The following is a 15,287-nucleotide window of genomic DNA, read 5'->3' as shown; positions in this document are numbered from 1 at the left end:
GTAATTACTTACTTTCACTCAAATAGCGGGCTTTAAATTCAGCCTGGGCTTTTTTACGGGCTTCTTTAACCGACTCTGGCTCCTTACCGCTGAACCAGGCATGCTCAGGCCTGTCAAGGATCTCCTGCAGCACCTTACGTGCACGCTCTGCTCCCTCTTTATTGCCTTTATGCTCGGCTTTTTCCACCAGCTCCAGATACTGCGGTACCATCTCGATATAGAAACGTTCAGCGACTTCGTACATACCATGCCACTGTACATAGTCTGGCGCCTGCATTGCCGCCCCGTGACGGGCACGACGGCCCTCGTGGTGCCACAAATAGAACCAGGTCCATTCAATTTCTTCATCAAAGCCGATCTCAGTAATCATGCCTTCCTTGCTCAACGTCGACATCAAGGTCTTACCCGGACGGGCAAACTTCTCGTTATAGAGCTCAACTAAAGCATCAAACTGCGTATAGAAATTATCGATCATCGACTTGGTATGACAAGCCTGACAAACATTTTGCATATCTGCTCGTCGTGCCTGCCAGCTCTTAGTCTTTTTGCCCATGGCAATATCTTTTGCATCAATTTTCTCAGAAATTGCCGGGCGCAATGTCCAGGAAATCCTGTCACCCACATCATGGGTTACCGCCAGCTCACGAGTTGCGGACATATGGCAAGTAGCGCAAGTAGGGGCTGCGTCATAATCTTCACCAACAATCCATTTCGCAGAGTCCATATTCATCCGGTCAACATGAGCGTAGAAATTAATGCCATGCTTCGATTCTTCGTAGACCTCTTTTTGCGGATGATCCGGTCCCAGGTGGCATTTACCACATGCCTCTGGACGACGAGCCTGAACCATATCGAACTCATGACGCTGGTGACAGGCACTGCAGGCACCAATAGAGCCATCCGGATTAATCCGGCCAATACCGGTATTCGGCCAAGTTGTCGGATCCAAATCACCGTTTTCCAGCACCTTAACCTCTGAACCATGGCACTGCCAGCAACCATTAACCGCCGCAGGTGACTGGCCGTTCATCGTCAGCGCCCCTTCAACTACTTCGGCCAGAAAGTTATCCAGCGAGCCTATAATCTGCCCTGCTTTAGCATGGTGACTTTTCGAGAACTGATCAACTTCTTGGTTATGACACTGGCCACAATCTTTCGGCGAAACAATCACCGCAATATCATAACCTTCATGCTTAATTGCATCTTTATCGGCAGGATCAGCCTTGTGACACTCATAGCAACCAACATTGGCACCATAATGCTTAGAACGCCCCCACTGGGCATAAATTGACGGATTCTTTTCTTTATGACAGGCTGCACACTCCTTACTTTGTTCACTCAACTGTTTAAATGGTTTCATTATCAGCGCTTTTGGTTCTGCTTTTACGGCGACCGACAAAGACAGGCACACCGTTATTATCATCGCTGACAAGATCCAAAATAAGTATCGTATAGCCAACTTTTCATTGTCCATAACCAACCCTCATCCACGTACATTGCTTTTGCTCTGCTACATGACTGCTAACTATGTAACTCGTTATTTTCGTATCAAGCTTAGATGAGGAAGTCTTTTCCATGTTTTTTTATGGGATTTTCACTAAGAAAAGAGACGCAAGTTAAATAATCAGCAGAAAGTCGAATAATCAAAATTTAAACCGCCAAAGATCAACCGTATTGCATATCGCAAATAAGCATATGCAACTTTACTTGCGATTTGAGAAGACCATCTCTCCCCCACCACCACAACTCTATCTAAATCAACAAATTACCATCATATAAAAAATGGTCACTCTCTTGCTAAAGTTTTTATTACATCAAGGAGGGTGGCATGAAAAAAATTCTATTAGCCAGCATAGCGATTGGTTTGGCAGGGAATATTACTGGATGCCAGAGCACTAACCTGCACACCATGCATACTTTTAACGATCCGGTCGTGGTTCATGGCTACCAGCTACCGGTATTTCCCGACGGGATCGAAATAAAAACCAGTTACCGGCAACAACGCAACCTGCAAACCTGGTTTTGGTCGGTACTGGAAAATCAAACTTATCAGAGCGGTGAAAATTACATTGTCCAGATAGTCAGTAACCAACCACTGGCGCAACCACCAGCACACTTTGCTTTTTCTCTCCCTCAATATCAGGGAGAGAAAACCTACAATGCTATCGGCCCATACACCCGCTGGATCATACCTGAGCCTAGTGGGGAATCCTGCGTTTATGCCCAGCAATACACCCGAAAAGACAACAATTGGCTTTCTCTCTTTGTACATTTCTGTACGCCTGAAGCAAAAACGGAAAATATCGCTTGGTTAGATGAGATCAAACCCAGCTTCTATTTGGAAGGACTCTAAAATGGAAAACACTCAATCAATGAAGTGGATACATGTGCTGGCAATAGCCATCATCGTTACAGCAATTGCCTGCCTGGCGACACTCAAAGTAACGATAGAAACCCACCTATGGCTTTCTGCCAGCGCCTTCCTGCTTGCTATCATCACGATGATATCCAACGACAGAAAACTGCTTCACCTTATCATGCTACTCACAGGCGCTTTTATTTCCCTACGCTACCTGTGGTGGCGGTTATCCGAAACTCTCCCTTGGGAAAGCAGCATGGATATGCCTTTTGCCATCGCATTGCTGGCAACGGAATGTTACGGCGTCACCATTTCCTTATTGGGTATGTTCGTTAATGTTCGCCAGCGCAACCGAGGGGTTACACCAATTAATACCAATCAGCCAATTCCCTGCGTTGATGTATTTATCCCCACCTACGACGAATCAATTCGCGTTGTTTCACCGACCATCGCTGCCGCCATGAAGCTTGATTATCCGGGAAAAGTAAATGTATGGGTACTCGATGACGGAGGCACCCACCAAAAGCTCAATGATAGTGACCAGCATAAGGCCCAGCAAGCTCAACAGAGAGCCACCCGCTTAAAGAAGTTATGTCAGCAACTTGGGGCAAACTACCTGACCCGCCCGGCTAACATCAGTGCCAAAGCGGGCAACATCAACCATGCACTTGAACATAGCCGGGGAGAACTAATTCTTATCCTCGATGCTGACCACGTACCATCGCGTGATTTCCTAATCAATACTGTCGGTATGTTCCAGCAACAGCCTAAACTGGGTTTTGTTCAGACACCTCACTTCTTTGTTACTCCGGGACCAGTCGAACGAAACTTAGGGGTCGAAGACAAAATGCCGTCTGAAAATGAGATGTTCTACAACCGGATCCTGTCCGGCATGGACTTCTGGAACGCCAGCTTTTTCTGCGGCTCTGCTGCTGTTATCCGCCGGGAAGCCCTGTTGGATGTCGGCGGTATTGCGACCCGAACCATTACCGAAGATGCGGACACTGCATTGAACATGCATGCCAAAGGCTGGGGCAGCGCTTATTTTAACCGGGCTATGATTGCCGGGTTATCCCCCGATACCTTCGGCGCTTATGTTACCCAACGTTCTCGCTGGGCACAGGGAATGGTACAGATATTCTTACTCAACAATCCCTTATTCAAACGAGGCCTGAGCTGGCCACAAAAAATCAGTTACCTCAACTCAACCCTCTTTTGGTTCTTTCCGGTTTTTAGGGTGATATATCTGATTGCTCCATTGTGCTACCTGCTGTTCGACTTGCAGATTTTTGTCGGTAATGCCAATGACTTCCTCGTGTATGCGATCCCACACCTGATCATCAGTATGCTAGTTACCCAGCACCTCTTCGGAAAAACACGCCATACGCTGTTTTCAGAATTCTACGAAACCGTACTCGCTATCTACCTTTTTATTCCTGTTCTCTCCGTTCTGGTCAATCCGAAGAAACCCAGTTTTGCGGTCACCCCAAAGGGTGAAACCACCGACCATACCCATTTTTCGACTCTGGCACCGGTGATGTTTGTTCTATTTGCGCTCATCGCCGCAGCTGAAATCTGGGGACTATACCGTGTTATCAACTACCCTATCGAGCAGGGACAACTCGCAGTCGTTCTGATCTTCAATACACTCAACTTGCTTCTTTGCGCTGCAAGCTTAGGAGCTGTTCTGGAAAAAGTACAACGTCGTTCAGAACCTCGTACCCGCTGTGATATCCCGGCACTGTTAACCGCCGGAGAAATGAAAAACGAGGCAAAAATCCAAGATGCATCAATCCACGGAGCCTGCATTTCAATAAACTCCCGGCTTCCCGCTTTTGAACAAGACCAGGTCATAACCCTGACTTGCTATATAGAAAACGGCAAAAAAACAAAAGGCAGGAAACCTAAGCTTCAGCCGCACAACGTAACGATGAAAATCCGCAGCTGCCGCCAAACAGCGACAGGACAAGCTATTCGCTGCAAATTACTTGATACCGACAGAAAAGCCCTCGACACCTTTACTGGTTTTATTTTTGCTCACAGTAATAGATGGCAGCAACGACGCCGCTTTGAAGAAGAACAAAGCAAGGGGATCATTACCGCGCTTACCAACTTCTGCCTACTGGCTACAACCAGTGCCGCTACGGCATTAAAAGCAACCCGCAAAATACGAAAACAACAAAAAACCACTATCCAGCCTCAAGCAGAAAAGGACATCCGCCAATGAGATACTGCATACTTATACTCATGAGTTTCTTTTGGGTCTGTAACGCACAGGCCGAAGCAGTCAAAGTACCTTTGTCATTTCTACTACCTGACGGCAGAACACCAATACTCCGAGGACAGTGGGATAAGATCAGTTTCCCACTAAGGATACTGAATAACCAACAAGCAGAAAAAATCAGGATTTCACTGGCACTCAAACAATCGAAGAATATCCTACAAACAACCCTACGATTAAACTTAGGTGATAAACCTCTGGCTACAATCCAACTTGAGCCAAGCCGAACTCAAAAGAAAATCATTGCAGAGCTAACACCAGAACACCTGGTCCAATATGGTAATCAGCTCATCTTGTCGGCTAACCATCGCCTTCCTCCGACCTTAAACGTCACTCAAAAACGCGTTGAAGCCTCAGAAGCCGCAACAGAGATCCTACTCGATCAATCTTTCTTCGAACTGACCTATAGTGAGAAACCTTACAACCAGACATTGTCGGGATTCACCCAGCTGATCAAAAGCGGCCAAATCCACGAGCATTCAATAAAACTGGAAAGTGCGCTTCCTGGTTACAGCGATACTTCACTCTCTATCGCCAGCCTGTTAGTACAAGGCTGGACATTACGCAGCTGCTCCGATAAATATCAATTTAGCTATCATCCTATCCACACTTACCAGGAAAACACAACTCCGAACGTTCGCCTTATCTACGGAACGCAAACACAATTACAAACAAACCCGACGATTCCATCTCAATATCTGAGGGAAATACGCGGGCCATTCCTGGCCTTATACAGGGACAAAAAACAAAATAGTTGGCTGTTCATTGTTTCAGGTCGGGACGAAAGCGAAGTAGTGAATGCCGCTCAACACTTTGCAACCCCTGGCTATGAATTGCCCAAACAAGCATTCACGCTTGTTGGCTCTCACCAACCACAGCAAAAATCTAAACTGACCAGCAACCGACGCTACCCTATCGGGCATTTTTCAACACAACAACAATTTGGTGATGAACCACTGACACTACCGTTATTAATGCCGGCAAATATCCTGGTTAACAAAGAAGAAACAGCCCAACTAAACTTGCTGCTGAAACACCCCAAGATCATTCCCGGCGAAGCGGCCATGGTCGTTAGGATCAACGGGGATTACGCCAACAGTACTCCACTGCGTGCCAGCTACTGGCGGGATTCGCAGCATTACCGGCTAACATTTCCGATGGATAAATTACAGCCGGGATTAAATACCCTCAGCATTGAACTGTATGGCCCTACGCAAAAAATCAGCCTCACAGAAAAACTCAGATATCAGCCATTTACTGCCTCTATATCTCCTGAATCCAACTTAAAATTAGGAGCATGGGTTACTTACCTGCCTTCTCACAAAGAGCGAGTCAACGCAAAGGAATTACTGGTGATGGCCACCGATAACGGCCGCCAATCTCAGCTAACCCTAAACTATCCGGAACCATCAACATTACCGGAAGTCTGGCAGCTTATCAGCCATGTCAGCCTGAACGCCCGCCAGCCAATGCCAGAACTACTATTGACAAAAGAACCACTCCAATCAAGACCGCTTAATCTCAGTTTCAATATCGGCAACGCCTACCAACAGGCACTCTCAGCGAACAACATGAAAGAAGTGAGTTACATCAATCTTGCCAGGCAATATATCCTGTCGAAAATGAATAACTCAGAGCTCTTTTTGACCGATTCCCAACCGAGTCAGCCAATATCGCCTTTCTTTCAATACGACAGAAATCCCGTCTACAGCAACCACCAAACAAAAATCAGCGACACCTTTGGAATCATATCTGTTGAGGAAGAATCAGGCTGGAGCGAGATTACTTTCACCGCCACTGACAACACACAGTTAAAGGACAAGATCGACGACTATCTCAACCAACCCAATCTCCAGCACTCAGGTGCAATTCGCCAGGCCATGCCCAATTACCAGGATGATATCCAATTAGTTCGTGCGGGATTTATCTATCACCCTTACCTACTACCTTTACTGGTTTTTGGTCTAATTGTTCCATTAGCACTCTTTATTCACAGAAGGCTAGGAGTTAAATCATGAGAGGGATCCTGCTACGGCTATTTTTCATCTCATCTATATGCCTACCACTGCTAACTCAGGCCAAAACACAGAATAACGTTCACGGCTGTGATACCCGAACCGATGACAAACTCTGGAGCTTTTACAAGCAGCAGTTCATAACCCAACAGGGGCGGGTTATTGATAACGGTAATAAAAATATCAGCCATAGCGAGGGGCAGGGATACGGCATGTTAATGGCGGTGTTCTTTAATGATCACCAATCATTCAAACAGATTTGGCACTGGACCAAAACCAAACTGCAGCGCCAAAACGACCCGCTATTTTCATGGAAGTGGCAACAACAAACGCCCCACATTCCGGACCCAAACAATGCAAGCGATGGGGATATTTTTATTGCCTGGGCATTATTGAAAGCTGAGCAAAAATGGTCGGGGAACAGTTATATCCGTGATGCCGAAGCTATTATTGAAGAATTGGCAAAGAGCCACATAATATCGCTCGATCAGGAATATGCCCTGTTACCAGCAAAATACGGTTTCAAAAAGACCGAATCGACCATCATCAACCCATCTTATTGGGTCTACCCTGCATTCAATGACTTTGCCCGTAAAAATGCAATCTGGACAAAACTAAGTCAAAGCGGGCAAAAAATCCTGGATAAAAACCAATTTGGCCAGTTCCGGCTTCCGTCGGACTGGCTGGAATTCAGCCACTCCCGCTGGCATCCAGCGGTCAAATTTTCACCACGGTTTAGCTATTCCAGCTACCGAGTACCACTGTACTTAGTCTGGGGTGGCTACGACAATGCCATTAATCATAACTTCCCCAAATGGTTACAGAGATCTAATTCGGCCTGGCTAAATGTCATTAATAACGAAATGGCGAATTATGGTCCCCCTGGTGGGGCCCATGCCATTGCAGCCCTAATCCAGCAAAGCCAGACAACAAACAAATACCGTAGTTCTCTGCCTCACCCTGACCATCAGGATGACTACTACTCTGCCAGCCTTATACTTTTTTCTCACATTGCCTTTCATGAGAGGTATTGCCAATGAAACTCGTCTATTTTGCCCTGCTAGCGGCACTACCCGCCACAGCCAACAATCCCCCCAATATACAGCTACTTGACCAAGGCGTAGCGGTCGAAGTGAAGTCGTCTAACAACAGTTATTTCGACGAAACAGTGATCTGGCAGGTTCTGGAGGGAAAAGGCTGGAAAGCCGCACAAGATGCAGCAAAAGACAAACCAATATCAGACAAACTAACTGAAGAGATCCAATACCAATCTCAACTGGCGGCTCTGAATACAGCGATGAAATCAAGAAACCGCTCGGCAGCCAGTGAATTACTCAATAAACACCCCAAATGGGCCAGTTGCCAGCGAATCCAATGGGCCTGGCTCGATTTACAACATGAAACTCGAACAGGCTTTGGCCCTAATGCGCAGAAGAAATACCGCAATATCGTTAACAATTGTCCTCAATACAGCTTGAGTACAACCAAAAAAATAATGTCATGGGCCCCTCGTTCAGCCAAAACTCAAATTCTGGCATTATATCGCCAGAGTCCTGGCTTCAAAACCGCAGACTACTCTATGTTGGCCTATCAACTGCACCTTGAGCAATTAGCCGGCAACAACAAAGACACCGCCATAAAAAAACTGGTCGCGAAGCAGGCTAAAAATATTAAATGCCCCGAAGGTTCCGAGCTGCTAGCCTGGCAATACCTTCAAGATAAGGATTTTTCTGCTTCTCTGACTTGGTTTGATCGCGCCATAAACTGGTCACGCAAACCATCTCAAAAACTGATTGAAGGAAAACTACTCAGCCTGAAAGGACTAGAGCGTACAGACGAGTATGAGAGATTTTATAATCAATGGGTGAAACGGTATCCAAAACTAAAGAAACAGACGCCTGATGCCCATTCACAACTGCTAGCCAGCACCTGTAAATCACAGCCAGTAGCCTGTCTTAAACTACTGGAAAAGCAGCCAACCCTGACCCCGGTACAACACTCTCTTGCCGGATGGCAGTGGTACAATTTGCAGCGGCCACTGACCGCTAAACATTCTTTCGAGAAAGCCCTCCAAGGGCTTCCGGCCGGAAGTGAACAACATCAAAATGCGCTTTACGGCTACTCGCTATCCCTTAATCGAGCAGGCTTCCAGCGCCAGGCAGAAACCCTTGCTTCCCAGTTGGTCAATCAGGAACATAAAGAAATGTATGCCAAACAACAGGCATCACAAGCCATACTCAATGCCTATGAGCACCATAACTATCAATATGTTATAGAGAAGAGCAATCTATACGAACAGCAATTCGGCCCTGAAATAGGACTGACAGAAATCAAAGGCTGGGCTCATTACAACCAGAAACAAAATACTGAAGCGGTTCAAACCTTCCAACATCTGGTTGATGCCTACCCTCACGATACCAAGTTTAGGGATGCCTTAAAGACAGCTCAATGCGCACAAAAAAAATCCTATAAAATCTGTCACTAACAATGTTTTCCTACCCAAAGAGGCATCACAATCGATGCCTCTTCTTTTTCATGAACGCTCCAAAAAAACCTGCCTAACGTCTCAAATTCGCTCGATAGATTGATCATTTTCAATAAATAGACATTTCAAAGTGGTACATAACAAATTTTAGGCAAAACTTAATAACAACAATGCCATTCATTTTGGAGATCGCCATGTCTTATCAACGTCTGCTTTTTCCGCTCGCCCCGAAACAAATTGTCAGCTCTGCCTTCCATCAAGCCTTTCTCTTCGCCGATAAACAAAAAGCCACTGTCACTCTTTTTACGGTGATCGCCGAACTCACTGAAATGAAAGAACTAAGCAAGTATTCAGTATCGACACTGAACCTGCTAGACCAAGTCACCAATCAGTGTGAACGACAACAGGAAGAATATGTTACTGAACTCAAAACACAGTACCCGCATATCACCTTCGAAACCAAAGTCGTCGTCGGTATTCCATTTATTGAAATCATCAAAGAAGCGGCAGCAAACAACACTGACCTAATCGTGATTGATGCCCACAGGGATAATAAAGAAACCGCCTGTAAATGGGGAACAACAACCCGGCACTTAATGCGTAAATCCCCCACCCCAATCTGGGCGATCCGTTCGTTGCCGAATATAGAACCGAATATCAAAAAAGTTGTTGCTGCCATTGATGTGACAGATGCCGACTGCGCAGAACTCAACAAGAGGATCCTTCAAGTCGCCCACGATTTCGCTGAAATCAACAAGGCAACACTCTACCCTTGCCATGCTTGGCGGCTTGAAAGCGAAGGGTACCTGAGAGAGTGGAACCGTAGCACTGATTTGGAAATTGCTGTCATTGCCAAACAGATGCGTGACGATCGCACTGCGCGTATGGAAGCACTGACGACACCCTATGAAAGTTCGGATACTCCAATCAATATCACCCTGCTCGAGGGCAATGCCAAACGCGTGATGCCCGATTACATCAACAGCCATGATATTGACCTGGTCATTATGGGGACGGTATCAAGAACAGGGGTAGCTGGCTTCCTTATGGGTAATACATCCGAATACATGCTGGATAAAATCCAGTGCTCAGTCCTCACACTCAAACCCGAAGAATTCGAATCACCGGTCATAAAGAAATAACCGCTACCACCTTTTAAATGCAACAAAGGCCTCATTTGAGGCCTTTGTTTTGTAATATACACCCCACATTAAGAACGAGACCGTATCACTTCCTCAACGCATTGAGTTTCACCTGGGCCTGACCGTAAATGGAATCCAGTGGATAACCGCTTTCCTCTATCCAGCTTCCCGCCGGTTTACCGGTGAGGATTTCGATAGCCTCTGTCACATGACTAATCGCCCAGATATGGAACTCTTCTTTCTCTACGGCTTCGACAACATCCTTGCGTAACATCAGGTTATGGGCATTGGACTTAGGAATAATAACGCCCTGAGTTGGCTGACGCCCTTTAATTTTACAGACATCAAAGAACCCCTCAATTTTCTCGTTTACCCCACCGATAGGCTGGGCTTCACCGAACTGATTCATTGATCCAGTGATTGCCACATCCTGACGAAGCGGTGATTGTGAGAATGCCGAAACAATCGCACAGAGCTCAGCCATTGAGGCACTATCACCATCCACCCCACCGTAAGACTGTTCGAAAGTCAGATTGGTAGTAAGTGGGATCTTGGTTGTCTTACCAAAAATTGAAGCCAGATAAGCAGACAAAATCATCACCCCTTTCGAGTGAATGCTGCCTCCGAGTTTCACCTTACGTTCAATATCGAACACTTCTCCTTCACCGTAAGCCGTCGTCGCGGTGATCCGATTCGGAGCTCCAAACTGATGATCCGTGGTGGAAACCACCGCCAAACCATTAATTTGCCCCATCGCCGTACCTTGGGTGTCAATCAAAGTCGTGCCGTTGGCAAACGTCTGCATCACATGGTCCCTCAAACGGCTAACCCGTTTTTCCTGGCTCTGTAATGCCTGCTCAACATGATTGGCACGGATCATCGTCGCATGGGACGATTTCGCCGTATAGTTGGTTTCCCGCAACAAGTTAGCGATATCCGCCGAATGCAAAGACAGCTTATTCTGATCATCGGCCTGGCGCGAACTGTACTCGATGATCCGAGCAATAGCCTTGCGATCACAATGAAGCATGCCGTTGTCATTCACGATACTTGAAATAAACTGAGCATACTGTTTTTCCGACTCATCGGTACGCTGCATCTCATCTTCAAAATCCGCCGTTACCCTGAACAACTCATTAAATTCCGGATCATAAACCTGAAGCAGCTGGTAAGTTTGGTAATCACCAAACAAAATGATCTTAACATTAAGCGGAATATCTTCCGGCTCAAGGGAAATGGTTCCCGACAGCGTCACCTCACGCTCAAGCGAACTCACATTTAGCTTGCGCGAACGCAGTGCTCGTTTCAGGCCATCCCACACGTATGGGCGTTCCAGCACCTTAACCGCATCCATCAGCAACACCCCGCCATTAGCGCGATGCAAACTACCCGGGCGGATCAGCGAAAAGTCTGTAAATACGGTGCCTTTGTAGGTCGCATTCTCGACATAACCAAAAATATTGTGATAACTCGGACTTTCTTCGACCACAATAGGAAACTTATGCTCTGGCTGGCTCACCAGAACATTCACCTGATAACGACGAGGCATTTTTTTGTCCAGCGCCGCATAGGCCAAAGCAACCTGCTCTTCACTCTCTTCAAGGAAAATATCGAGGTTCTCCAGAATATCCTTCTGCATCGCAGTCAGATACTCTTTCACCTCAGGCTGCTCCCGATAAGCTTCTTTCAGCTCCTTAATGAAATGCACCACAACATCCAGCGCCACTTCATCATTAAGCTTTTCAATTTTATCGGAGAACTCTTCCTCCAGCTCAGTCAGCTGGCGAACAATGCCACGGAGCTTTTTCTCCAGATCAGTAATGGTTACCTCAAACTGTTTCTGTTCTTGGTCCGACAGCTTGGCAAACGTTTCTTCGGTATGTGGTTCCTCACCGTTGAGCGCAACCAACTGATAGTCACCCTGCGTAGTCAACGACAGGCTAACGCTTCTTTCCTTGGCCTCATTGGTAAGCGTCAGCAGTGAGCTTTCCTGCTTCTGGGTCAGCTGGTTCTTCAGCTTTTCCGAACGGGTGTAATACATTTCGTTATCAAACGCGAGCGGCAAAGCCTTAACCAGCCGCGTCATCAGCTTCTCAATCTCTTTCTTGAACTGATGACCCGTACCTGCTGGTAACTTCAATACTTTCGGGCTACGGGTTTCCTCGAAGTTGGCAACGTAACACCAGTCATACAAGGTAACGCCATTACCATTTGGATCATGGCGATTGAGATAGCGCAACACCATGGTTCGCTTACCCAGGCCATTGCGGCCAATCGCATAGATGTTATAGCCCTTCTCTTTGATGGACATCGCAAACTCAACCGCCTGCTGTGCCCGCTCCTGCCCGACAATCTCGTCCAGCGGGGTCAGGTGTTTGGTCGACTTACAGTCATCAGCCAGGCCATTTAATTCTGATGCACGATACAGTTTGTCACTGCTCAGAGGTTGAATTGGCATAAAGATCCCTCTTCTTCTAATTTCCTTCAGTGTAGACACTAACTGATTGAATTTTAGTGACTTACCTTCCGTTTAGCAGTGTGAAGCATTATTTGCCCGTTTTTTGCCTATTTTATAAACAGCCCACCTAGCAATTAGTAAAAAAACCTCCTGAATACAGAACTGCCATAAAATGGTGATTTAAATTAAAACAATGTTGTAATTACACACAAATAAAGCACACAAACAAAACACCACCCCAACCTAACAAAAACAACAGCAAACCTTCTACTAACAACAATATCGATACAAGTAAAATAACCAGAAAAAATAAGTAGTTATTGGTTTTATGTGTGATGAATGTTTGATTGTTAGATATATGAAACATTTATTATGTGCAACCAGAGATACCTATATTTTAAACGCTTTCATCAAGGAGATTGATGTGTTTTTTGTTGAATTTTTAATCGTTCTTATCTGTATATTGATCGGTGCCCGAATTGGCGGTATCGGTTTGGGTGTTATGGGGGGGATTGGTCTTGCCGTACTAAGCTTTATCTTCGGCCTTGAACCAACCAGCCCACCAATTAATGTTATGTTGATGATCATGGCCGTTGTTGCCGCAGCCGCTTCTATGCAGGCAGCCGGTGGTCTTGATTTCCTTATCAAAATCGCAACTAACATCCTGCGCAAAAACCCTAAATACATTACTTTTATCGCACCGGTTGTTACTTACATCTTCACTATGATGGCTGGTACAGGCCACGTTGCTTATTCTGTACTACCAGTTATTGCAGAAGTTAGCCGTCGTAGCGGTATCCGTCCTGAGCGCCCAATGGGTATGGCGGTTATTGCTTCTCAGTTTGCGATTGTTGCCAGCCCGATTGCAGCAGCCGTTGTCGCATTGGTTGCCTTCCTTGAACCACAAGGTATTACCCTGGCCGACGTACTGATGGTTACCATTCCAGGCACCAGTCTGGGCTTAACCGCCGCTTGTGTTATTGTCAACAAGCTAGGTAAAGAGCTGAACGAAGATCCTGAATACCTTCGCCGTATGGAAGATCCGGCCTTCCGTGCTGAAATGGAACAAGAAGTTGAAATCAGCGAACTTGTTATCAAACCAGAAGCAAAAAAAGCAGTTGCTCTGTTCCTGTTCGGCTCATTAATCGTAGTATTGATGGGTGCTTTCCCTAATCTACGCCCTAGCTTCGACGGCCAAGCAATGGGTATGGCACATACCATTGAAATCGTCATGCTGTCTGTTGCCGCACTGATCATCCTTGCTTGTAAGCCTGATGGCAATGTCATTACCCAAGGTTCGGTTTTCCACGCTGGTATGCGCGCTATCGTAGCCATTTTCGGTATCGCATGGTTAGGTGACACCTTCATCGGCGGTCACGGGGCAATGGTTAAGGAAGCAGTAGCTGGCTTGGTTGAAGTCGCTCCTTGGACATTCGCATTTGCCTTGTTTGCACTATCTGTAATGGTAAACAGCCAAGGTGCAACTACTGCGGTACTGGTACCTGTTGCTATTACCCTTGGCCTACCACCTGAAGTTATTATTGCGACATTTGTTGCGGTTAACGGTTACTTCTTTATCCCTAACTACGGCCCAATCATCGCATCTATCGACTTTGACCGAACTGGTACAACCAATATCGGTAAGTTCATCTTCAACCACAGCTTCATGATCCCTGGCCTGCTAAGTATGGTGTTCAGCATCATGTTCGGCTTCCTATTTGCCGGTATCGTGTTGTAAATATTGCTAACAGCTAGCATTAGCCGATAAGCCCTGCACTTGCAGGGCTTATTTTTTAAGTGTCATTAAATAATTTCAATCACCCCAGATTATTCAATATCAACTTCACCTTCTGTTCGTTCTCTTCAAACTCCTGAATCGCCTTTATAACCTCAAGACATGGCGAAATCAGGCGATGCACATTCTTACCCTGAATATCCGCATATATAGCTTCCGGAAAGTCCTCTGGAATGCCAACAGGCTCATGGAAATGGCCAGAAGGAGCCTGAAAATCACGATGAAATTTCAAGCATGGCCAACTGATAATCTCAACCGCAGCTTCGGCAATACCGGCCTGCCACTCTTCGCGCAACTCCTCAGGTGACTGGTCGAGGTAAATGTCAGTTCTTACATTCATATCCAACCAGCTTTGCACCGTCTCCAGATAGTGCTGGTGATCATAATCTGCAATCAATTCACCGATAACCGAATACTGAAATGAGAAAGAGACATTAAGCCTATAAAGATCGGCCAATGCCATCCCTTCAAGAGCAGACAACGCTTGATGATAGGCCTTTTCATGTAACTTTGATTCCACCGCTTCTCTTAGCTTTTCTTCTTTGCGGCGTTTTTCCTTCAAAATCTGAATGCGATTTTTACCATCTTCGATAAGTTGCTGAGCCTGTTGGAGTAATTCAATTTCTGCAGGTGAATACAGTTCGGCAAGATCCGCCAAAATAACACTTTTAATAATGTTAGATGCCGTCGTTGCCTTAGTCTGTTTGCTTTTCAATGCCTGGCTATTCGCAAAATCGAGCATGATTTTAGTC

10 protein-coding genes are annotated in these 15,287 nt (G+C 46.1%); 7 read left to right on the top strand and 3 right to left on the bottom strand.

Annotated elements, in window-relative coordinates:
* Positions 1-4: 4 nt before the first annotated feature.
* Complete coding sequence (locus Q0852_RS10315) at positions 5-1,360, bottom strand: multiheme c-type cytochrome (RefSeq protein ID WP_299017943.1); 1,356 nt, start codon at positions 1,358-1,360, stop codon at positions 5-7.
* A gap of 468 nt (positions 1,361-1,828) precedes the next feature.
* Here Q0852_RS10315 and Q0852_RS10310 point away from each other — a divergent pair, with 468 nt between their 5' ends.
* The 6 genes from Q0852_RS10310 (at position 1,829) to Q0852_RS10285 (ending at position 10,282) form a co-directional block, all read left to right on the top strand.
* On the top strand, positions 1,829-2,353 hold the full coding sequence (locus tag Q0852_RS10310; RefSeq protein WP_299017942.1) for a hypothetical protein: 525 nt from the start codon (positions 1,829-1,831) through the stop codon (positions 2,351-2,353).
* A 1-nt stretch (position 2,354) separates the two neighbouring features.
* The gene (gene bcsA / locus Q0852_RS10305) at positions 2,355-4,586 is read left to right on the top strand and encodes a UDP-forming cellulose synthase catalytic subunit (RefSeq protein ID WP_299017941.1); all 2,232 of its coding nucleotides are present in this window, start codon (positions 2,355-2,357) and stop codon (positions 4,584-4,586) included.
* Positions 4,587-4,606: 20 nt separating this feature from the next.
* The gene (locus Q0852_RS10300; protein WP_299017940.1) at positions 4,607-6,658 is read left to right on the top strand and encodes a cellulose biosynthesis cyclic di-GMP-binding regulatory protein BcsB; all 2,052 of its coding nucleotides are present in this window, start codon (positions 4,607-4,609) and stop codon (positions 6,656-6,658) included.
* Entirely contained in the window at positions 6,655-7,695 is a 1,041-nt protein-coding gene (locus Q0852_RS10295) for a glycosyl hydrolase family 8 (protein ID WP_299017939.1), read from the top strand. Before Q0852_RS10300 ends, Q0852_RS10295 begins: the two co-directional genes overlap by 4 nt.
* Complete coding sequence (locus Q0852_RS10290) at positions 7,692-9,140, top strand: hypothetical protein (protein ID WP_299017938.1); 1,449 nt, start codon at positions 7,692-7,694, stop codon at positions 9,138-9,140. The genes Q0852_RS10295 and Q0852_RS10290 overlap by 4 nt, the downstream gene beginning before the upstream one ends.
* Before the next feature lie 194 nt (positions 9,141-9,334).
* Positions 9,335-10,282 carry a universal stress protein gene (locus Q0852_RS10285; protein ID WP_299017937.1) on the top strand — a complete coding sequence of 316 codons (948 nt, stop codon included), beginning with the start codon at positions 9,335-9,337 and terminating at the stop codon, positions 10,280-10,282.
* 85 nt (positions 10,283-10,367) lie between these two features.
* Here Q0852_RS10285 and Q0852_RS10280 read toward each other — a convergent pair whose 3' ends face one another.
* Positions 10,368-12,740 (bottom strand): Lon protease family protein, encoded by a 2,373-nt coding sequence (locus Q0852_RS10280; protein ID WP_299017936.1) that lies wholly within the window; start codon positions 12,738-12,740, stop codon positions 10,368-10,370.
* Between the two features lie 424 nt (positions 12,741-13,164).
* Here Q0852_RS10280 and Q0852_RS10275 point away from each other — a divergent pair, with 424 nt between their 5' ends.
* Positions 13,165-14,478 (top strand): anaerobic C4-dicarboxylate transporter family protein, encoded by a 1,314-nt coding sequence (locus Q0852_RS10275; RefSeq protein ID WP_299017935.1) that lies wholly within the window; start codon positions 13,165-13,167, stop codon positions 14,476-14,478.
* Positions 14,479-14,557: 79 nt separating this feature from the next.
* Here the strand turns inward: Q0852_RS10275 and Q0852_RS10270 are convergent, their stop codons facing one another.
* Positions 14,558-15,277 (bottom strand): hypothetical protein, encoded by a 720-nt coding sequence (locus Q0852_RS10270; protein ID WP_299017934.1) that lies wholly within the window; start codon positions 15,275-15,277, stop codon positions 14,558-14,560.
* Positions 15,278-15,287: the final 10 nt, after the last annotated feature.

Origin of the sequence: uncultured Photobacterium sp. (assembly GCF_947502415.1) — a bacterium.
Lineage (GTDB): Bacteria > Pseudomonadota > Gammaproteobacteria > Enterobacterales > Vibrionaceae > Photobacterium.
Note: the sequence above shows the minus strand (reverse complement) of the source record. Positions and strands in the feature narration are given on the sequence as shown.

What these genes read in the sequence shown, in the direction of transcription:
- Q0852_RS10315 (WP_299017943.1), bottom strand. Translation starts at nt 1,360, where the DNA reads ATGAAACCATTTAAACAGTTGAGTGAACAAAGTAAGGAGTGTGCAGCC.
- Q0852_RS10310 (WP_299017942.1), top strand. Translation starts at nt 1,829, where the DNA reads ATGAAAAAAATTCTATTAGCCAGCATAGCGATTGGTTTGGCAGGGAAT.
- bcsA (WP_299017941.1), top strand. Translation starts at nt 2,355, where the DNA reads ATGGAAAACACTCAATCAATGAAGTGGATACATGTGCTGGCAATAGCC.
- Q0852_RS10300 (WP_299017940.1), top strand. Translation starts at nt 4,607, where the DNA reads ATGAGTTTCTTTTGGGTCTGTAACGCACAGGCCGAAGCAGTCAAAGTA.
- Q0852_RS10295 (WP_299017939.1), top strand. Translation starts at nt 6,655, where the DNA reads ATGAGAGGGATCCTGCTACGGCTATTTTTCATCTCATCTATATGCCTA.
- Q0852_RS10290 (WP_299017938.1), top strand. Translation starts at nt 7,692, where the DNA reads ATGAAACTCGTCTATTTTGCCCTGCTAGCGGCACTACCCGCCACAGCC.
- Q0852_RS10285 (WP_299017937.1), top strand. Translation starts at nt 9,335, where the DNA reads ATGTCTTATCAACGTCTGCTTTTTCCGCTCGCCCCGAAACAAATTGTC.
- Q0852_RS10280 (WP_299017936.1), bottom strand. Translation starts at nt 12,740, where the DNA reads ATGCCAATTCAACCTCTGAGCAGTGACAAACTGTATCGTGCATCAGAA.
- Q0852_RS10270 (WP_299017934.1), bottom strand. Translation starts at nt 15,277, where the DNA reads ATGCTCGATTTTGCGAATAGCCAGGCATTGAAAAGCAAACAGACTAAG.